18 protein-coding genes are annotated in these 20376 nt (G+C 72.1%); 13 read left to right on the forward strand and 5 right to left on the reverse strand.

The window, feature by feature from the left end; translation table 11 throughout:
• Positions 1–492 precede the first annotated feature (492 nt).
• Positions 493–912 carry an aspartate 1-decarboxylase gene (gene panD / locus QF034_RS36140; RefSeq protein ID WP_307178869.1) on the forward strand — a complete coding sequence of 140 codons (420 nt, stop codon included), beginning with the start codon at positions 493–495 and terminating at the stop codon, positions 910–912.
• 28 nt (positions 913–940) lie between these two features.
• Entirely contained in the window at positions 941–1285 is a 345-nt protein-coding gene (locus QF034_RS36145) for a GNAT family N-acetyltransferase (protein WP_307178870.1), read from the forward strand.
• 605 nt (positions 1286–1890) lie between these two features.
• On the opposite strand, the gene gnd is transcribed toward QF034_RS36145, so the two are convergent.
• Entirely contained in the window at positions 1891–3330 is a 1440-nt protein-coding gene (gnd, locus tag QF034_RS36150) for an NADP-dependent phosphogluconate dehydrogenase (protein ID WP_307178871.1), read from the reverse strand.
• A gap of 360 nt (positions 3331–3690) precedes the next feature.
• Here gnd and QF034_RS36155 point away from each other — a divergent pair, with 360 nt between their 5' ends.
• Positions 3691–4944 carry a transglycosylase family protein gene (locus QF034_RS36155; protein WP_307178872.1) on the forward strand — a complete coding sequence of 418 codons (1254 nt, stop codon included), beginning with the start codon at positions 3691–3693 and terminating at the stop codon, positions 4942–4944.
• Here QF034_RS36155 and QF034_RS36160 read toward each other — a convergent pair.
• Positions 4934–6379 carry a DMT family transporter gene (locus QF034_RS36160; RefSeq protein ID WP_307178873.1) on the reverse strand — a complete coding sequence of 482 codons (1446 nt, stop codon included), beginning with the start codon at positions 6377–6379 and terminating at the stop codon, positions 4934–4936. The two genes, QF034_RS36155 and QF034_RS36160, sit on opposite strands and share 11 nt — an antisense overlap.
• Positions 6380–6588: 209 nt before the next feature.
• Between QF034_RS36160 and QF034_RS36165 the strand changes: the two genes are divergently transcribed.
• From QF034_RS36165 to QF034_RS36205, 9 genes are all read left to right on the forward strand, one after another.
• A complete protein-coding gene (locus QF034_RS36165) occupies positions 6589–7344 on the forward strand; it encodes a (2Fe-2S)-binding protein (RefSeq protein ID WP_307178874.1) in 756 nt (251 codons plus the stop codon).
• Between the two features lie 39 nt (positions 7345–7383).
• Positions 7384–8535, forward strand: a complete 1152-nt coding sequence (glgA, locus tag QF034_RS36170; RefSeq protein WP_307178875.1) for a glycogen synthase — start codon at positions 7384–7386, stop codon at positions 8533–8535.
• A 51-nt stretch (positions 8536–8586) separates the two neighbouring features.
• Positions 8587–9807, forward strand: a complete 1221-nt coding sequence (gene glgC, locus QF034_RS36175; RefSeq protein WP_243378490.1) for a glucose-1-phosphate adenylyltransferase — start codon at positions 8587–8589, stop codon at positions 9805–9807.
• Positions 9808–9910: 103 nt separating this feature from the next.
• Complete coding sequence (locus tag QF034_RS36180) at positions 9911–12514, forward strand: PA14 domain-containing protein (protein WP_307178876.1); 2604 nt, start codon at positions 9911–9913, stop codon at positions 12512–12514.
• A 159-nt stretch (positions 12515–12673) separates the two neighbouring features.
• Positions 12674–14017, forward strand: a complete 1344-nt coding sequence (locus QF034_RS36185) for a wax ester/triacylglycerol synthase family O-acyltransferase (protein ID WP_307178877.1) — start codon at positions 12674–12676, stop codon at positions 14015–14017.
• A 105-nt stretch (positions 14018–14122) separates the two neighbouring features.
• Positions 14123–15625: an SDR family NAD(P)-dependent oxidoreductase gene (locus tag QF034_RS36190; protein WP_086562578.1), complete on the forward strand. Its 1503-nt coding sequence runs from the start codon at positions 14123–14125 to the stop codon at positions 15623–15625.
• 383 nt (positions 15626–16008) lie between these two features.
• Complete coding sequence (locus QF034_RS36195) at positions 16009–16182, forward strand: hypothetical protein (RefSeq protein ID WP_010037330.1); 174 nt, start codon at positions 16009–16011, stop codon at positions 16180–16182.
• Between the two features lie 56 nt (positions 16183–16238).
• The gene (locus QF034_RS36200) at positions 16239–16721 is read left to right on the forward strand and encodes a GNAT family N-acetyltransferase (protein ID WP_307178878.1); all 483 of its coding nucleotides are present in this window, start codon (positions 16239–16241) and stop codon (positions 16719–16721) included.
• A gap of 40 nt (positions 16722–16761) precedes the next feature.
• Positions 16762–17004: a hypothetical protein gene (locus QF034_RS36205; RefSeq protein WP_307178879.1), complete on the forward strand. Its 243-nt coding sequence runs from the start codon at positions 16762–16764 to the stop codon at positions 17002–17004.
• Here QF034_RS36205 and QF034_RS36210 read toward each other — a convergent pair.
• Both QF034_RS36210 and QF034_RS36215 read right to left on the reverse strand, forming a co-directional pair.
• A complete protein-coding gene (locus QF034_RS36210; RefSeq protein ID WP_307178880.1) occupies positions 16976–17395 on the reverse strand; it encodes a VOC family protein in 420 nt (139 codons plus the stop codon). The two genes, QF034_RS36205 and QF034_RS36210, sit on opposite strands and share 29 nt — an antisense overlap.
• A 208-nt stretch (positions 17396–17603) precedes the next feature.
• Positions 17604–18947: an amidase gene (locus tag QF034_RS36215; RefSeq protein ID WP_307178881.1), complete on the reverse strand. Its 1344-nt coding sequence runs from the start codon at positions 18945–18947 to the stop codon at positions 17604–17606.
• Between the two features lie 198 nt (positions 18948–19145).
• Between QF034_RS36215 and QF034_RS36220 the strand changes: the two genes are divergently transcribed.
• Entirely contained in the window at positions 19146–19619 is a 474-nt protein-coding gene (locus QF034_RS36220; protein ID WP_010037317.1) for a carboxymuconolactone decarboxylase family protein, read from the forward strand.
• A gap of 30 nt (positions 19620–19649) precedes the next feature.
• Here the strand turns inward: QF034_RS36220 and QF034_RS36225 are convergent, their stop codons facing one another.
• On the reverse strand, positions 19650–20354 hold the full coding sequence (locus QF034_RS36225) for a FadR/GntR family transcriptional regulator (RefSeq protein WP_307178882.1): 705 nt from the start codon (positions 20352–20354) through the stop codon (positions 19650–19652).
• Positions 20355–20376 lie beyond the last annotated feature (22 nt).

Consider the following 20376-nt stretch of genomic DNA (forward strand, 5'->3'; position numbering starts at 1 on the left):
TCCCGGTCAGGAAGGTTGATGGCGTCCTGAACGCGTGCTTGCGCTTTGGGGGCGGCCTGGGAGTCGCCGGCTGCATCCGGCCCTGACCGCCCGCCGCCCCGTCGAGGCAATGCGGGCGGACCGTCCGTGGCACTCGCAGTCAGGGCGGCGGGCGAGAGCCCTCTGTTACTCGAAGCGTGTTTCACGTCGACGGATCTTGTTCGACCTGATGGTCAGGTAGTCGAACCCTGCTGTGGCGATCGTCACGAGAGTCTTCGGGGGCCGTTGAGTACGCTGATCGCGGCCGTTCGTGAGGGGCGCCCCCGGGAGGCAAGGACCACCCCGAGTGCCCGTCCCGGCGCCTGATGCCCCGTCAGAAAAGTCGGCATTCGGTCAGCATGAGTCCTGAAAACCTAGCGACAGCTGCCCGAACATGCGACTCGTTGTACGGTGTGGAAACAGCCCTTGACCTGCGAAAAGGCGGGCAGGGAGCCTACCTGTGGGAGTGCCGCGATGCTGCGTACGATGTTCAAGTCCAAGATCCACCGAGCCACCGTCACCCAGGCCGACCTGCACTACGTGGGATCGGTGACCATCGACGCCGACCTGCTCGACGCCGCCGACCTGCTGCCCGGCGAGCTCGTGCACATCGTGGACATCACCAACGGCGCCCGGCTGGAGACGTACGTCATCGAGGGCGAGCGCGGGTCCGGCGTCGTCGGGATCAACGGGGCCGCCGCCCATCTCGTCCACCCCGGCGATCTGGTGATCATCATCAGCTACGCCCAGGTGACGGACGCCGAGGCCCGGGCACTCGCCCCGCGGGTCGTGCACGTGGACCGCGACAACAGGATCGTGGACCTCGGCGCCGACCCGTCCGAGCCGGTACCGGGCTCGGACCAGCAGCGCAGCCCGCAGGCCGTCCGGGCCTGACCGACGTACAGGGGACAGGAGCGTGTCCATGAGGGACCTGGAGATCCGCGACGACCGGGCGGCGGGCCGGCTGGAGGCGCTGTCCGGCGGTGAAGTCGTCGGCCGCATCGAGTACTTCGTCCTCGACAGCCCCGAACGCGCGCTCGTGCCCGTGCACACGATCGTCGAACCGGCCCACGAGGGCCAGGGCATCGCGGGCGCGCTGGCACGAGAGCTCTACGGGATCGCCGCCCGCGAGCACAGTGCCGTCGCCCCGCTCTGCCCCTACGTCGTCAAGTGGGCCGAACGCCACCCCGACGAGGCCCCACCGGCCGGCCAGACCCTGCTGACGGCGGCGAAGGACTGGCTGGCCGAACACCCCGGCCGTTTCTGACTCCCGGATCCGAGCTCCCGAGCCGGGACACCCGGTGCCCGGCCCCGTCCCCTTACCTCCACCTGGCCCCTCCCCGTCCTGCGCGGGAGTGACTGGGGAAGGAGCCGACGGGTAGGCGGGGGAGTAGTCCAGAGCCGGAGTCGAGCGACTGGCTGGAGGACCTCATGACGAATCCGTATCCCGACCCCGTGCCGCCGGGGCCGACACCGGGCCCCGAGCCCCAGCCCCCGGAGCCGCACCCCGATCCGGTGCCGAATCCGCAGCCGCCGCCGGGCCCGGAGCCGACCCCGCCGCCCCCGGCCCCGACCCCGCCCCCGGGCCCGACACCCCCGGGCCCGACACCCCCGGGTCCGACCCCGCCGACACCCCCGGGCCCGGACCCGGTGCCGGGACCCGACCCGTCCCCGATCCCGCCGGGACCGGAACCCGTACCGAACCCCGAACCGGGCCCGCCGCTGTCCTGAACGGCGGCAAGACAACCGGCAAGACAACCGGCAAGACAACCAGCAAGAGAACCGGCAGGAGAACCGGCAAGAGAACGGGGCCGGTGGACAGCCGTCACAGCCGTCCACCGGCCCCGCATCGTCACCGTCAGCGAGCACCGCCTACGCGGAGACCTCCGACCGGTCCCCACCCCACAGCGTGTGGAACGACCCGTCCCGGTCCACCCTCCGGTAGGTGTGCGCACCGAAGTAGTCCCGCTGTCCCTGCGTCAGCGCCGCCGGCAGCCGCTCCGCGCGCAGGGCGTCGTAGTAGGCGAGCGCCGCGGCGAAACCGGGCGTCGGCACACCCTGGCGGGTGGCCGCGACCAGCACCTCGCGCCAGTCGTCCTGGGCATCCGCGATCTCCTGCGCGAACGTCGCGTCCGACAGCAGGCTCGGCAGGTCGGGCCGGGCGTCGTAGGCCGCGCGGATCCGGTCCAGGAACGCCGCGCGGATGATGCAGCCGCCCCGCCACAGCGCGGACACCGCACCGAGGTCGATGTCCCAGCCGTACTCGTCGCGGGCCGCGTCGATCTCGTGGAAGCCCTGCGTGTACGACACGATCTTCGAGGCGTACAGCGCCTGCTCCACCCGGTCGGCGAAGGCCCGGGCCTCCGCCTCGCTGAGCGGCTTCGCCTGCGGGCCGGCCAGGCCGCGCGAGGCCTCCCGCAGCGCCGCGTGCCCGGACAGCGAGCGCGCGAAGACCGCCTCGGCGATGCCGGACACCGGCACACCCAGGTCGAGCGCGATCTGCACGGTCCAGCGGCCGGTGCCCTTCTGCTCGGCCTGGTCCACCACCACGTCCACGAACGGCTTGCCCGACTCCGCGTCCACGTGCGACAGCACCTCGGCCGTGATCTCGATCAGGTACGAGTCGAGGCGGCCCTGGTTCCAGGTGCGGAAGATCTCCGCGATCTGGGCGGGGGAGTACCCGGCGACATCGCGCAGCAGCTGGTACGCCTCGCCGATGAGCTGCATGTCCGCGTACTCGATGCCGTTGTGCACCATCTTCACGAAGTGCCCGGCACCGTCCGGACCGACGTGGGAGACGCACGGCGAACCGTCGGCCGCCTTCGCCGAGATCTTCTCCAGCATCGGGCCCAGCGAGTCGTACGACTCCTTCGGGCCGCCCGGCATGATGCTCGGCCCGTTGAGCGCGCCCTCCTCACCGCCGGAGACGCCCATGCCGACGAAGTGGATGCCCTGCTCGCGCAGGTCGCGCTCCCGGCGCCGGGTGTCCGCGAAGTGAGCGTTGCCGCCGTCGATGATCATGTCGCCGGGCTCCAGCAGCGGGGCGAACTCCTGGATCACCGCGTCCGTCGGCTCACCGGCCTTCACCATCACGACCAGCCGCCGCGGCCGCTCCAGTGCCGCCACGAAGTCCTTCGCGGACTCGCACGCGACGAACTCCCCCTCCCCGCCGAACTCCTCGACCAGGGCGCGCGTGCGCGAGGGCGTCCGGTTGTGCACCGCCACCGTGTAGCCGTTGCGGGCGAAGTTGCGGGCGAGGTTGCGGCCCATGACCGCGAGACCCGTGACGCCGATCTGCGCTGTACTGCTCATTCGGTTGGCTCCTAAAGACCTCGGTATCGGTGCTGCGGATGGTGTCCACCAGCGTGTCCACCAGCATGCCCCGTCGCCCATCCTGACGTGCCGCTACTCCGTCCGCACGCGCGGGTCGTACGACGTCGCGCACGCAGATACGCACAAGAGCCCCCGTCGCACTCACCCGAGGTACGCGTCCCCGCGCGCGCCGCACCCGCGCACCGGGTGACGTACACGGTGCGCCGCCGGGGCGCACGTCGCGCAACAGGGGCCTCATCCCGGCCATTTGGGCAACCGGGCGGCCGATAGCCGCCTTGTCCTGGCCGGTTCGCAGCGCTTACTTTTGCCCCTCCTGACGCATGTCTAGGGGGGCTCTCGATGGCCGTACGCGGCCGGCATCGCCGGTATCAGCCGAACAGGATCAACCGCGCCTCACTCACCGTCACGGCGGGCGGCGCGGGCATGGCGCTCCCGTTCATGGGCGCCGGCACCGCCCAGGCGGCGGACGTGGACACCTGGAACAAGGTCGCCGCCTGCGAGTCGAGCAACGACTGGAACATCAACACCGGCAACGGGTTCTACGGCGGGCTCCAGTTCACCCAGTCCACCTGGGAGGCGTACGGCGGCCGGGCCTACGCGGCGCGCGCGGACCTGGCCTCGAAGCACCAGCAGATCGCCGTGGCCGAAAAGGTGCTCGACGGACAGGGGCCGGGCGCCTGGCCGGTGTGCTCCGACCGGGCCGGATTGCCCCGGGGCGGAGCCGAGCCCGACATCCGGCCGGCCGCCGAGAGCACGCGCAAGAGCGAGAAGGCGGACCGGAAGACCAGGGCCAAGACGTCCATCGAGGATGTGCGGCCGCAGTCCACGCCGCAGTCCCGGGCGGGCAGTGCCGAGATGTACACGGTGGTGCGGGGCGACACGCTCTCCGGCATCGCGGAGGAACGGGAGGTGCGGGGCGGCTGGCGGGGTCTGTACGCCGCCAACCGCTCGGCCATAGGGGGCGATCCCGACCTGATCGTGCCCGGCCAGCGGCTCGCGCTGCGCGGCGAGGGCGCCACGAAGACGCGTCCCGCGCCCGAGCGGGCCCCGGCTCCGTCGGCCAAGCCGTCGACGAAGGAGCCGGCGAAGGAGCCGGCGAAGAAGTCGTCGTCGAAATCCCCCGACCGTGCCAAGGACCGGTCCAAGGACGAGAGCAAGGAGCGCGCCGCACGGTCCACGACCACCCGGCAGGGCCTGGTCGCCCCCGTCAGCGCCTCCCTGGGGACGCCCTACCGCAAGGCGGGCCCGTCCTGGTCGAAGGGGTACCACACCGGCGTCGACTTCCCCGTGCCCACGGGCACGTCCGTCGAGTCGGTCGCCTCGGGCAGCGTCGTCAGCGCGGGGTGGGGCGGTTCGTTCGGCTACCAGGTCGTCATCCGGCACGGCGACGGCCGCTACAGCCAGTACGCCCACCTGTCGGCGATCTCCGTGCGGGACGGGCAGACGGTGAGCGCGGGCCAGCGCATCGGCCGCTCCGGTTCCACCGGGAACAGCTCGGGCCCGCATCTGCACTTCGAGGTGCGGACGGGGCCCGGGTTCGGCTCGGACGTCGACCCCATCGCCTACCTGAGGGCCGGCGGCGTCAGGATCTGATACGTGTGCGGTGCCGGTCCACGGTGGGCATCGGCACGTACGGGATGCCGTAGCAGGCAGCGTAGGAGAGCGGGCGCTCCCCGCTCTCGTACGCGCCGTCCGGTCCGGCCTCGGCTTCACCGGCAACGGCACCGGCAACCGCAGGCACGGACACCGGCACGTCCCCTGACGCACCCCGGCCGGCCCCGGCACCCATCGCCCCGGGCAGCGCCCCCACGGCGACCGGCGGCGCACCCACGGTCCCGGGCAGCGAGGCGCCCACGGGCTCGGCAAGCGGCGCGCCCACGGGCTCGGGAAGCAGCGCGTCCACCGTCTCGGGAAGCGACGCGTCCACCGGGCCGGGCAATACGCCTCCGCTTCCGGGCGGGCGACCCACGGCCCCGACCAAGGCACCCACACGCCCGGACTCGACACCCACCGTCTCTGCCAAGCCGCCCACGCGCCCCGACTCGTCGACATCCACCGTCTCCAGCGGGCCCCGCACGCTCCCGGCCGGCTCCCCCGCGGGCCCGGGCAGCATCCCCGTCGCCCCGAGGCCGGTGTCCGCAGGAACCAGCCCCGTCCCGGCGACCTCCGGCCCGACACTCCCCGCACGCTCCGGCTCGGCGTGGGTGAGCCGCTCCGTCGTCAGCAGGATCAGGCCGCCCGCCGCCACCACGCCGCAGCTCAGGGCGAGCGCCGTGCCCGTCGTGCCGTACCGGAAGGTTTCGCCGAACATCGTGATGCCGACGGCGGCCGCCACCACCGGGTTCACCACCGTCAGCGTGGCCAGCGGGGCCGCGAGGCCGGCGCCCCGGTAGGAGGCCTGCGACAGCAGCATGCCGGCCGTGGCAAGGACACCGATCACCGCGAGGGACGGCACGTCCGCCGCCGACACACCGCCGGTCCAGTCGACCGCGACGGTCTTGGTGAACACCGAGGACATGCCGAACGCGATACCCGAGGCCGTCGCCAGCAGCATGCTGCGGACCGCCGCATGCCGGTGCGCGGCCCGGCCGGCGATCATCAGCGCCACGACCACAGCCGCGGTGACCAGGGCCACGGCCACCCGCTCCGCCGCGTCGAGCGACCGCGCGTCGGACGCGGCGACCAGGGACAGCAGACCCGCGAGTCCCACCGTCGCCATGATCGCGCCCCGCCACGCCGTGGCACCGGCCTTGCGGCCGACGAACAGCGCCGCCATCGGCAGGGCCACCACGATGGTCAGCGCGCCGAGCGGCTGCACCAGACTGAGCGGACCGTACGCCAGCGCCACCACGTGCAGCAGACCACCGAGGCCGTTCAGCGCGACCGCCGCCCACCAGCCCGGCCGCCGCAGCGGCGCGTACTGCTCGTCCGGCGAGGACTCCGCCACCCGCTCCTGCACGATCGCCCCGCCCGCGTAGGCGAACGCGGACACGAGGGACAGCAGGACGGACAACGCGAGGGCGCTCATCGGCTGCTCCTCTGCGTCATGCGGGGGCGCTCGGCCCGGCGCGGCGAATGGTCGGCTTTCATGACCAACACCCTGCCGTGTCCAGGTCTTCCCGTCGTCGTCCCTGAGCACTCATTGGGTCCTACTGCCGATGGAGTACGAGGGGACCCCCATCATCCCCAGGGTGGGCGACCTTGGTCGGGGGCACCGGGTCGCATCCCTTAGGGGCCTTGGTACTACTGCTCTTCGTGGACCTCGACCCCGGCCTTGCCGCGCTCCGCCCGCTCGGCGGCTACTTCGTGCTGCGCACGGGAGAAGCGGCGGCGGGGCCTCCTCCCACTCTCGCACAGGCCTACGCCGCCGCGTCACCGGATGTGTACGGAAATCCCCTGATTTTCCGTGTCGGCAAAGTCGCCGATGCTCTGCGCGCCCCGGAGTTGCGCGTCGCGGCGTCCGTGGCCCACCTCGGACTCGCGGCCCGCCTCTGGTCCGTGGCACTCGGCTGCGCCGCGCTCTACGGCCGTCTCCCCGACCTCGACCCCCGGCTGCTGCACTGGGACGCCGACGCCGGCGCCCCCGACGACCTGTGGCTCTCGGACGTACGGCCGCTCCCCGGGGACGCGCCGACCCTCGCCGACGTCGTCCTGCACGGCCACCTCGAACCCCTCTCGGCCGCCCTGCGCGCCCACTACCGCCTCGCACCGGGCCTGCTGCGGGGCAACGCCGCCTCCGCGCTGGCGGGCGCCGCCCGGGAACTCGACCGCTGGGCCCGGCGGCACGGCCGTACGGACACCGCCGCCCGGGCCCGTTCCCTGACCGCCGAACTCCTCGCGCACCCTCTGCTGACCGGCTCCGGAACCCTCACCGGCACGGCCTTCCGGCGCCGCAGCTGCTGTCTGTACTACCGCGTGCCCGGCGGGGGCCTGTGTGGTGACTGTTGCTTCACACGGCCGCCTCGCTCTTCCCCACACGCCTCATCTGGGTGACCATGAAAGGGAACGGCCGCTGAGAGCAGGGAGTTGCGGGTGCGCGTCGGACTGCTGACCCGGGAGTACCCGCCGGATGTGTACGGCGGCGCAGGCGTCCATGTGGAGTTCCTGGCCCGGGAGCTGCGACCACTGGTCGACCTCGACGTGCACTGCTGGGGCGAGGGGCGCGCCGACGGCGTGCTGCGCCATCGCCCCTGGTCCACGCTCGACGGGGCCAACGACGCGCTGCGCACCTTCTCCGTCGACCTGGCCATGGCCGCCGCCCTGGAAGGCCGCGAACTGGTCCACACCCACACCTGGTACGCCAACCTCGGCGGCCACCTCGCCAAGATGCTCCACGGCATCCCGCACGTGATGACCGCCCACTCCCTGGAGCCCCTGCGCCCGTGGAAGGCCGAGCAGCTCGGCGGCGGCTACGAGCTGTCGAGCTGGGCCGAGCGCACCGCGATCGAGGCCGCCGACGCGGTGGTCGCCGTGTCGGGTGCCATGCGCGAGGACATCCTCGGCTGCTACCCGGCCCTGGACCCGGAGAAGGTCCACGTCATCCACAACGGCATCGACACGAGCCTGTACCGGCCCGACCACGGCACGGACGCCCTGGACCGCGTCGGCCTCGACCGCTCCCGTCCGTACGTGCTGTTCGTCGGCCGCATCACCCGCCAGAAGGGCGTGCCCCACCTGCTGCGCGCGGTGCGCGACATCGACCCGGCCGCGCAGGTCGTGCTGTGCGCGGGCGCGCCGGACACGCCGGAGATCGACCAGGAGTTCCGCGAGCTGTTCGGGGAGCTGAGCCGGGTCCGCGACGGCGTGTTCTGGATTCCGAAGATGCTGCCGCGCCCGGAGGTGATCCAGCTCCTCACGCACGCCGCCCTGTTCGTCTGCCCCTCGGTGTACGAGCCGCTCGGCATCGTGAACCTGGAGGCGATGGCCTGCGGCACGCCCGTGGTGGCCTCGGCGGTCGGCGGCATCCCCGAGGTCGTGGACGACGGCAGGACGGGACTGCTCGTCCCGGCCGGCGACGGCTTCGAGGCGGGACTCGCCCGGGCCATGGACTCCGTCCTGGGCGACCCGCAGGCCGCCCGGCGGATGGGTGAGGCCGGGCGGGAACGCGCGGTCGGCGAGTTCGGCTGGGACGCGGTGGCCCGCCGCACGGTCCGGCTCTACGAGGAGATCCTGAAACAGGCTTAGTCCGAGCTGCTCAGGGGCAGGCATCGGGAAATCTGCGTGAGGGGAGCGGCCATGCGTCGTGGTGGTCCTTCGGTCCTGGGAATCGTGCTGGCGGGCGGAGAGGGCAAGCGTCTGATGCCCTTGACCGCGGACCGGGCGAAACCCGCGGTGACCTTCGGCGGTACCTACCGCCTGGTCGACTTCGTCCTGTCCAACCTGGTCAACGCCGACGTGCTGCGCATCTGCGTGCTGACGCAGTACAAGTCGCACTCGCTGGACCGGCACATCACCACCACCTGGCGGATGTCCAGCCTGCTCGGCAACTACGTCACCCCCGTGCCCGCCCAGCAGCGCCTGGGCCCGCGCTGGTACCTGGGCAGCGCCGACGCGATCCTGCAGTCGCTGAACCTGATCTACGACGAGCGCCCCGAGTACGTCGCCGTCTTCGGCGCCGACCACGTCTACCGCATGGACCCCCGCCAGATGCTCACCCAGCACATCGACAGCGGGGCGGGCGTCACGGTGGCCGGGATCCGGGTGCCGCGCACCGAGTCCTCGGCGTTCGGCGTGATCACCCCGGGCTCGGACGGCCAGACGGTGGAGCGCTTCCTGGAGAAGCCGACGGACCCACCCGGCCTGGCCGACGACCCCGAGATGGTCTTCGCCTCCATGGGCAACTACATCTTCACCACGAAGGCCCTCATCGAGGCGCTCCAGCGGGACGCGGAGGACGAGCACTCCGTGCACGACATGGGCGGCTCGATCCTGCCCCAGCTCACCGACCGGGGTGAGGCCGCGCTGTACGACTTCAGCGCCAACCACGTGCCCGGCGAGACCACCCGCGACCAGGGCTACTGGCGGGATGTCGGCACGCTGGACGCCTACTACGAGGCCCACATGGACCTGATCGCCGAGCGTCCGGCCTTCAACCTGTACAACCGCAGCTGGCCCATCTACACGCACTCGTACCAGCTCTCGCCGGCCCGCTTCAACGCCGGGGGCATCGCCAGCGAGTCCATCATCAGCGCCGGCTGCCTCATCCGCGGGCAGGTCACGCGGTCCGTGCTGTCGCCGGGTGTGGTGGTCGACCCGGGGGCCGTCGTGCAGGGGTCGGTGCTGCACGACAACGTGCACATCGGCCGGGGCGCGGTGGTGCGTGGTGCCGTGCTGGACAAGAACGTCGAGGTGCCGCCGGGCGCGACGATCGGCGTCAACCCGGAGCGCGACGCGGAGCTGTACACGGTGTCCAAGGGCGGAGTCATCGCCCTCGGCAAGGGGCAGCTGGTCACCTGAGGAGGAGCAGCCGCGGGACTTTGTCCTGCCTCTGGACGAAGAACGGAATCCGTGATGTTGTCATGCCAACTCATGTCCATGACAACGTTGTTATGGAGGTTCCGTGCGTACCGGACGTCTCAGAGCCCGACTCGCGTTACTGCTCACCGCGCTCCTCGCCCTCACCGGCCTGACCGCGGCACCCGCCCTCGCGGACGACCCGGCCGAGATCCACGGCCTCAAGGGCGAGTACTACACGCACTCCGCCCCCGGCGCCTTCGACTTCCACACCCTCAAGGCGACGACCTTCGACCAGGACCTCGACTTCGACAACCTGGAGCCGCGCCTGACCTTCACCACAGGACAGTCCGACGACGTCAGCGTCCGCTGGACCGGCAGGATCGTCCCGGAGAAGACCGGCCCCCACACCTTCTCGATCATCGGCGACAACGGCTTCCGCCTCTGGATCGACGGGCAGCTCGCCATCGACCACTGGGTCGACGACTGGGACCGCGAGCAGACCGCCCGGCCCGTCGACCTGACCGCCGGCCGGCCCCACGACATCAAGGTCGAGTACTTCGAGCACTACGGCGGCTCCAACCTCCACCTCCGCTGGACGCAGCCCGGCGGCGGCAAGGAACCCGTCCCGCAGTCGGCGTTCCGCCTCCCCGACGGCTTCGACTACGACGGCGCCCTCGCGGCCACGGTCCAGCCCACCGGCCGCACCCTCAAGCTCGACTTCGCCCAGCCCCTCGCCGCGCCCCCCGCGGGCTTCACCGACCACCTCAAGGCGGTGATCGGCGGCGCCGCCTGGCCCCTGGGCGCGGCACGGCCGGACCCGTCCGACCCCTCCTCCCTCCTGGTGACGCTCGACGAACCGGTCGTCGGCAACAAGACCGGCACGGCCCGCGGCACCGCCGACGTCCGCTACGACGGGCAGGGCGGCCTCACCGATGCCGACGGCAACGTTGTCAAGGAGTTCTGGACCAGCGGCCCGAACCGCTCGACGTACCAGCTGCGCACCCGCTGGGCCGACGAGGTCGGGCCCGGCAACGCCCTCCCGGAGTACCCGCGCCCGCAGCTGACCCGGGACGCCTGGCAGAACCTCAACGGCCGCTGGCAGTTCGCCTCCGCCGAGCCGGGCGAGCAGCCGCCCGTCGGCAGGACATTGAAGGAGCGCATCCTCGTCCCGTACCCGGTGGAGTCCCAGCTCTCCGGCATCGAGCGGCACGAGGACCGCATGTGGTACCGCCGCACCTTCACGGTCCCGTCCGACTGGTACATCGGCTCGGCCAAGCGGCTCAGGCTCAACTTCGGCGCCGTCGACTGGCGGTCCGAGGTGTACGTCAACGGCACCCAGGTCGCCGAGCACGAGGGCGGCTACGACAAGTTCAGCGCCGACATCACCGACGCGCTCAAGCCCGGGCGGACCCAGGAGCTGATCGTCGGCGTCTACGACCCGACCGACGCCGCCTCCGGGGAGAACCCGCCGCTCGGCAAGCAGCGCCTGGACCCCAGCGGCATCTGGTACACCCCGTCCTCCGGCATCTGGCAGACGGTCTGGATGGAGCCGGTGGCCCGCGACCACGTGGACTCGCTGAAGCTCACCCCCGACGTGGCCGGCGAGAAGGTCACCGTGGAGGCCCGGGGCGTCCGGGACGGCGTACCGATCACGGCGACGGCGTACGACGGCCGGCGCAAGGTGGCCACGGCGAGCGGCCGCACCGGCAGCCCGCTGACCCTGACCGTCCACCACCCCCGCCTGTGGTCACCCGACGACCCGTTCCTCTACGGCCTGAAGGTGAAGGCCGGCGCCGACCGGGTCGGCAGCTACTTCGGGATGCGGTCCATCGCCGTCGAGAAGGTGAACGGCGTCCCGCGCACGGTCCTCAACGGCGAGCCCGTCTTCATGATGGCCACGCTCGACCAGGGCTTCTGGCCGGACGGCCTGCACACCGCACCCACCGACGAGGCCCTAGCCTCCGACCTGAAGGCGCACAAGCGGCTCGGCTTCAACTCCGTCCGCAAGCACATCAAGGTCGAGCCGGACCGCTGGTTCCACTGGGCCGACCGGCTCGGACTGCTGGTGTGGCAGGACATGCCCGCGATGACGGCCGGGGTGAACCCGAGTGCTGCCTCCCGCGCCCGCTACGAGCGCGAGCTGAAGGAGATGATCGACGAGCACGTCAGCAGCCCGTCGGTCGTCATGTGGGTGACCTTCAACGAGGGCTGGGGCCAGTACGACGTGGGCCGGATAGCCGAGCAGGCCAAGGCGTGGGACCCCACGAGGCTCGTCAACGGCCAGTCCGGACTGAACCTCGGCGCCGACGGCGGCACCGGCGACATCATGGACGAGCACGGCTATCCGAGCCCGGCCCTGCCGCCCCGCCCCGACGGCGAGCGCGCCCTGGTCAGCGGCGAGTACGGCGGCCTGGGCCTCGCGGTGCCCGGTCACGCCTGGTCGGTGCAGCAGTCGTACGTCGACGTCGACCCGGCCACCTACACGGACGACTACCTGGCGAAACTGGACGAGGTCCGGGCTCTGGCATGCCGGGGCGGCAACGGGGCGGTCTACACCCAGATCACCGACGTCGAGGGCGAACTGAACGGCTTCCTGACGTACGACCGGGCCGTGCTGAAACCGGACACGGCCCGGCTGAAGGCAGCCCACCAGGCGCTGATCCGTGACGCCTCCCGGGTGACTCCCACGGGGTGCCCGGCGCCGTAACCTGTGCTGAACTGACCACACATGCACCATAAGTCCCGTCCCTCTCGCCGGGGCGGGACTTAATGTGTTGTTAACTGTACGTAGCCTGATCGTACTTGACCGTAATCGGCTGGGGGCGATTGACTGCTGGCCCACCCGACGTCGACGCGAGGCAAGCCCTTGACTGCTGACCTGCTCGCTCCTCTCGACCTGGCGTTCTGGAACATCGAGTCCGCGGACCACCCGATGCACCTCGGCGCGCTCGGGATCTTCTCGGCCCACTCGCCCGCCGCCGGCGCCCACGCGGCCGACCTGCTCGCGGCCCGCGCCGCCGGCGTGCCCGGACTGCGGATGCGGATCCGCGACGTGTGGCAGCCGCTGCCCTCCGCGCTGCGCCGGCCCCTCGCCTTCGGCGGCGCGGCCCGCGAACCCGACCCGGACTTCGACGCCCTGAACCACGTGCGGCTGCACGCCCCGACCGCCGACTTCCACACGGTCGCGGGCCGGCTCATGGGACGTCCGCTGAAGCGTGGCCGGCCGCCGTGGGAGGCTCATGTGCTGCCCGGCGAGGACGGGGTCTCCTTCGCGGTGCTGTTCAAGTTCCACCACGCCCTGGCCGACGGGCTGCGGGCGCTGACCCTCGCCGCGGGCGTCATGGACCCGATCGACATGCCCGCGCCCCGGCCCCGCCCCGCCGAGCCCCCGCGCGGTCTGCTGCCGGACGTGCGCGAGCTGCCCGGGATGGTGCGCGGCGCCCTGTCCGACATGAGCCGGGCCCTGGACATCGGCGCCTCCGTCGCCCGCTCCTCCCTCGACGTGCGCTCCACGCCCGCCCTCACCTGCGAGCCGAGCGGCACCCGCCGCACCGCCGGAGTGCTGCTCGACCTCGACGACGTGCACCGCGTCCGCAAGACCGTCGGCGGCACCGTCAACGACGTGCTGATCGCGGTGGTCGCGGGCGCGCTGCGCCGCTGGCTCGACGAGCGCGGCGACGGCAGCGAGGACGTCGCGCCCCGCGCCCTGATCCCCGTCTCCAAACGCCGCCCGCGCACCGCGTACCCACAGGGCAACCGGCTCTCCGGCTACCTGATACGGCTTCCGGTGGACGACCCGGACCCGCTGGCCCGCCTCGCCTCGGTCCGCACCGCCATGGACCGCAACAAGGACGCCGGCCCCAACCGGGGCGCGGGCGCCGTCGCCCTGCTCGCCGACCATGTCCCGGCCCTGGCCCACCGGCTGGGCGGACCCCTGGTCGGCCAGGCGGCCCGGCTCTGGTTCGACATCCTGGTCACCAGCGTGCCCCTGCCCAGCCTCGGCCTGAAGCTCGGCGGCAACCCGCTCACCGCCGTCTTCCCGTTCGCCCCGCTGGCCCCCGGCCACTCCGTGGCGGTGGCGGTCTCGACGTACCGGGGGAGCGTCCACTACGGGCTCGTCGCCGACGGCCATGCCGTGCCGGACCTCGACCGGCTCGCGGCGGCCGTCTCGGAGGAGGTGCGCACGCTGATCATCGCCTGCCGGTCCTGAATCGGGCGGGTTTGGCGGTGCGGCCCGCCGCTCGCGTAAAATCCGCCCTTCGAAAGCGGGCGCGACCGGCGCGCCGCCACAGCAGAGCAGGGAACGACAGCGGCGATGACGGTGACAGAGGACGGTCCGCAGGCCATGGACGAGGCGAGCGGGCTCTCGTACGGACCCGGCATCGACCCGGAGCGGCTGGCCGTCTGCCTCAGCGTGCTCGAGGAGCTCGACAAGCTGGAGATCGACCACCCGGACGCCGTGGCCGTGCGCCGGGCCACCGCGGGTGTCTACCGCCAGGTCAAGCAGCGCCGCCGCCAGGAGCGCCGGGCCGCCAAGACCGCCCACGACAAGGCGGTCACGGAGGCCACGGCGACCGGCTCCGCCCAGCGCATCGACGACGAGACCGAGGGCCTGCTGCCCTCCTCGCGCACCGAGGAGGGCAGGATCGCGGGGATACTCCAGCGCCCGCGCTCCTGCTACACCTGCAAGACCCGGTACGTGGAAGTCGACTACTTCTACCACCAGCTCTGTCCCGACTGCGCCGCCGTGAACCGCGCCAAGCGCGACGTCCGCGCCGACCTCTCCGGCAAGCGCGCCCTGCTCACCGGCGGCCGCGCCAAGATCGGCATGTACATCGCGCTCAGGCTGCTGCGCGACGGCGCGCACACCACGATCACCACGCGCTTCCCCAAGGACGCCATCCGCCGCTTCAAGGCGATGGACGACTCCGCGGACTGGATCCACCGCCTGGAGGTCGTCGGCATCGACCTGCGCGACCCCGCCCAGGCCGTGGCCCTCGCGGAGCAGGTCGCCGAGGCGGGCCCGCTCGACATCCTCGTCAACAACGCGACCCAGACCGTACGCCGCCTCCCCTCCGCCTACGCCGCCCTGGTCGAGGGCGAGAGCGCCCCGCTGCCCGCCGGTGAGCTGCCCGCCCACCACGTCATCGGCGCGTTCAACTCCGGCGCTGTCGACGGTCTGGCCGCCCTGCCCCTCGGCACCAGCGGACTCGACGCCCAGCAGGTCGCCGACCTCGCCCTGGTCGCGGGCAACGCCAGCGTCGAGCGGCACCTCGACGGCACGGCGATCGACGCGGGCGGGCTGGTGCCCGACGTCGTCGACTCCAACACCTGGGTACAGACGATCGAGCAGATCTCCCCGGTGGAGCTGCTGGAGACCCAGCTGTGCAACTACACGGCGCCGTTCATCCTGATCAGCCGGCTCCGCCCGGTCATGGCCGAGGCCGCGAAGAAGGCGGCGAGCGGACGGGCGTACGTCGTGAACGTCTCGGCGATGGAGGGCGTGTTCGGCCGCGGCTACAAGGGTGCGGGGCATCCGAACACGAACGCCGCGAAGGCCGCGATGAACATGGTGACGCGGACCAGTGCGCAGGAGATGTTCCAGACCGACGGGATCCTGATGACCTCGGTCGACACGGGGTGGATCACGGACGAGCGGCCGCACTACGACAAGCTGCGGCTCGCGGAGGCCGGGTTCCACGCGCCGCTGGACCTCGTCGACGGTGCGGCTCGGGTCTACGACCCGATCGTGCGGGGTGAGGCCGGGGAGGATCTGTACGGGGTGTTCCTGAAGGATTACGCGCCGGGCAAGTGGTAGGGCTTCCCGGCTTCCCGGCTGACGTCTGGAAATCGCGGGTGCGGGTTTACCTCGTTCGGGTGATCCGCAAAACCCCCTTCCGTGGGGCGAAACGGTGCGTAAACCCGAGCTGAACACGGGATGACGCGCGATCGTTACCGCTTGTTTTCAGCCCCATCGAGCGGGGGGCCGCTCATTTGGTTAACCTGGGGCGGACGGACAGCAGGACGGGACCCACACCCACGGTCCGTCATGGGACTAGCCGGTACACCACGGCCTGCGCTCCCGCGAGTTACCGGCGCCACCGCGTCCGAACTGCATTTGGCATCAGACCCGAGCGGGCGTCAGGCGCAGAGCAGGATGGCGCACCGTCCCGAGGGTGACCGACACATAAGGAGTGCGCGGTGACACCGGAGAAGACGAATCGCGAGCAACGCCCCAAGGAACGCACGGAGCGCAAGGGCCGCCGGTCCGACGAGCTCGGCAGCCTCGACGTGTGGGCCCGGTCGGCCCCCATCCGACTCGCAGGCTACGAGGAGGACCTCGCCGAGCCCCACATCCTGCCCAGCGTCGACTGACCGGGCGCGAGCCCTCCGCGTTCGCCGACCAGCATGGGCGTGCCAGACTCACGCCCATGCTGATCAGGGAAGCAGCGGCTGACGACTGGCCGCGCATCTGGCCGTTCTGGCACCGCATCGTCGCCGCGGGCGAGACCTACGCATGGGACCCGGGCACCTCCGAGGACGAGGCCCGGGTCCTGTGGATGAATCCGGCGAAACGCGTCTACGTCGTCGAGGACGACAACGGCAGTGTCGTCGCCTCCGCGTACCTCACCCCCAACTACGGCGGGCCCGCCGCCCGCATCGCCAACGCCGGCTTCATGGTCGACCCGGACCAGGGCGGCCGGGGCTACGGCCGTGCCCTTGCCGACCACCTCCTGACCGAGGCCAGGGCCGCCGGCTACTGGGGCATGGTGTTCAACGCCGTCGTCGAGACCAACCCGGCCGTGACGTTGTGGACCTCCCTCGGCTTCACGATCCTCGGTACGGTGCCCGACGCGTTCGAGCATCCCCGGCACGGCCTGGTGGGGCTGCACATCATGTACCGGGCGCTGTAGGGCATCAGGACATCGGAGGGTTCCATGGCCGGCATTCTGCGTGGCCGCCGCCCTCGGCGGAGCCCTCCAGGAGATCGCACGCCTCGGCGGCGGAACCGTGGAGGGCTGTCCCGAGGACGCCGAGGGGCGGTCGGTCTCCGCGTCGTTCCTGTACTCCGGCACGGTGACGCTGTTCGAGAGTCATGGCTTCGAGCGGAGCCGGCGCCTCGGCACCCACCACTGGGTGGTGGGCAGGACCGTCCCCCGCGCGGCCGTCAGGGACGAACGTACGGCCGCGTCATGATCTCCATGTTGTGGCCGTCCGGGTCGGCGAAGTAGGCGCCCCGGCCGCCGAAGAGGTCGTTGACCCGGCCGGGCTCGGTGTGTCTCGGGTCGGCGTAGTAGGTGACCCCCAGCGCCTCCAGCCGGGCGATCATGGTGTCGAACTGCTTCTCGGGCACGAGGAACGCGTAGTGCTGGCCCTGGATCGGCTCGTCGGTCTTCTCGTAGTAGTCGAGGGTCACGCCGTTGCCCAGGTCGACGGGCAGGAACGGCCCGAAGGGGGCGCCCACCTCCAGGCCCAGGACCGCCGCCAGGAACTCCGCCGACAGGCGGCGGTCCGAGGCGTAGACGGCGGTGTGATCGAGGCGGGCGACGGCGGCCGGCGGTTCTGGTGCGTGCGGTGCGTGGGGCATGGGTGTGAAACTCTCCGGTCTCGGGATCCTTGGTGAAGCGCCGCGACGGCGCCAGGGGATGAGGAAACGCGGAGACGCCAGGCGGGGCTCGTGCCCTCTCCGGCTCCCGGCGGGGCCCGCGCGGGGTCGCCCCCGCCGCGCTCACTCCGAGGCCGGGCGCCTCACTCGTGCATGGCCTACGGCCGACCCGGCAGTCACCCGGCCGACTCTAGTTCATCGGCGCCGTACGCCGCCACGGATTACGTTCCTGCAACTGCTCGGCCAGTTCCAGGAGTTGGTACTCCGTGCCGGGGCGGCCCACGAGCTGCACGGCACAGGGGGCGCCGGAGGGGAGGGTTCCGCAGGGGACCGACATCGCGGGCCAGCCGGTCAGGTTCCACGGGGGCGTCAGGGGCGAGTAGTTCGTGTTCGCCAGGACGTTGCTCAGCCAGCCCCGCTCGTGCCAGGGCCCGGCCTTCGGGGAGCGGCGGGCGAGCGCGGGCGTGAGCAGCACGTCGTACTCGGCGAAGAACGGCTCCAGCCGCCGGCGCAACTGCTCCCGTGCCGCCCCCGAGCGCGCCCTGTCCAGGAAGGGCCGGCCGAGTCTCGCGTGGACCCGGGTGCGCCGGGTCAGCAGGTGTGCGTCGAGGTGCCGGGCGTCCGCGGCGGTGCCCGCCGTCCAGTGGACCAGTGAGGTCAGGGCGAGGGACATCGGGTAGGGCGGGTCGGCGCGCCGGACCTGATGGCCCGCCTTCATCAGCACCCCGGCCGCCTCCCGCGCGGCCGCCGTGTACGGCCGGCTGACGGTGACGCCGGCCAGCGGACTGCGCAGCGACACGGCGACCCTGAGCGGACCGGGCTCGGAGCGCAGGGCGGGCTCGTCGCCCGCGAGCACCGAGAGCATCAGGCGGGTGTCCTCGACGGTCGTGGCGAGCGGTCCGTGCTCCGCCATGCCGAACCAGCCGCTGTCCCCGGCGCCCGTCGGGACCACTCCGTGCCCCGGCTTGATGGTGACGAGGCCGCAGTTGGCGGCCGGTATGCGCAGGGACCCCATGCCGTCGTTGCCGAGGGCGATCGGCACCATCCCGGCGGCGACCGCGGCGGCACTGCCGCCCGACGAGCCACCGGCCGAGCGCGTCGGGTCCCAGGGGTTGCGGGCGGTGCCCAGTACGCCGTCCGTCGTGCCGAAGACGCACAGCTCGGGCACGTTCGTCAGCCCCACGACCACCGCGCCCGCCGCCCGCAGCCGGGCGACCGTCACATGGTCCTGGGCGGCGGGAGTGTCCGGTGTCGCGGCCGAGCCGATGCGGGTGGACTCGCCGCGCACGGCGAGATTGTCCTTGACGGCCACCGGCACCCCGGCCAGGGGCAGAGAGGCGAAGTCGCCGCGTGCGGCCACCTCGTCGGCCTCCGCCAGCGCCGCCTCGGCGCGCACGGTGCGGAAGGCCCCGACACGGCCGTCGAGCCGCTCGATCCGGGCGAGGTGCTCGGCGGCCACCTCGCGCGGGGTGACCCGCTTCTCGCGTACGGCGGCGGATATCTCGGCGGCGGTGCGGCCGGCCCAGGTGGTCACAGAGGCTCCTCGGCGTGGAGGGACGGGACTTACTGACGAGTACGTAGGGAGAACTGTGCACCGGCCGGGGGCGCACGTCGAGGCCGGTAACGGGGCGGCGGGGCGGCGGGAGACGCACGTCACATTCCTCGATGTCACATCGGGCCGGGCCGCCGGCTCATAAGGGCGTAAGCATCGACAACGACAGAGGAGTTCACCATGAGCGCGCGTCTGGACGTCTTCGCCATCCCGAGCGCCGGCAAGGTCATCAAGCAGTTCATGTCCCTGGGGCGGCTGGTCGTGGAGTCACCGCTGCCGGCCGCCACCCGGGAGCTGGTCTCGCTGAGGGTGAGCCAGATCAACGGCTGCGCGGTCTGCATCGACATGCACACCAAGGAGGCCGCGGCGGCGGGTGAGACTTCCGTACGCATCAACCTGGTCGCCGCCTGGCGGGAGGCCACGGTCTACACCGAGGCCGAGCGTGCCGCTCTGGAACTGGCCGAGCAGGCGACCCGGATCGCGGACGGCGCCGGCGGGGTGCCGGACGAGGTGTGGGAGCGGGCCGCCAAGCACTACGACGAGGAGCAGCTCGTCGCGCTGGTGACCCTGATCGCCTTCATGAACACGGCGAACCGGCTGAACGTCGTCCTCCAGCAGCCGGCGGGCGACTACCAGCCCGGTCAGTTCAAGTAGCGGCGGCACATCGGGCCCTGGGGACTGTTCCTAGGGCCCGAGCTGTGCCCGCAGCCACTCCTCCACCTCGCCCACGTGCGCGGCCGCCGCCGTGCGGGCCGCCTCCGGGTCGCGGGCCGCCAGGGCCCGGTGGATCGCGGCGTGTTCGCGGCGGGTGCGGGCGAAGGCGCCCTCCTCCTGGTAGCCGCGCCAGACGCGGGCGCGGAACGTCCGCGACGACAGGCCCTCCAGGATCGCGGCCATGGTCTCGTTGCCCGCGGCCACCGCGATCTCGCGGTGGAAGGCCAGGTCGTGGGCGAGGATCTCCTCCGGGTCGTCCGTGGCGTTCATCGCCGCCAGGTGCCTCTCGACCTCGGCCAGCTGGTCCGCGGTGATCCGGGCGGCGGCCAGTGCCGTCGCCGTCGACTCCAGGATCCGCCGGATCTCCAGCAGCTCCACCAGACGCGGGCCGCGCGACAGGTCCGCCACGACCCCGAAGGTCTCCAGCAGGTCGCCGGCCTCCAGCTGCGTCACGTAGATGCCCGACCCGTGCCGGGCCTCCAGCACGCCCAGCACCGTGAGCGCGCGGATCGCCTCCCGCATCGAGCTGCGGGACATGCCGAGCTGGGCCGCGAGATCACGTTCGGTCGGCAGCCGCTGGCCCGGCTCCAGCCGGCCCTCGCCGATCATCGCCTTGATCCGCTCGATGGCGCGCTGCGTCACGGTGCCCTTCTGCGGGGCTGTCTCGTCGTCCACGCCATTCCTCCGATCACCGGCT

Origin of the sequence: Streptomyces africanus (genome assembly GCF_030816955.1) — a bacterium.
Classification (GTDB): domain Bacteria; phylum Actinomycetota; class Actinomycetes; order Streptomycetales; family Streptomycetaceae; genus Streptomyces; species Streptomyces africanus.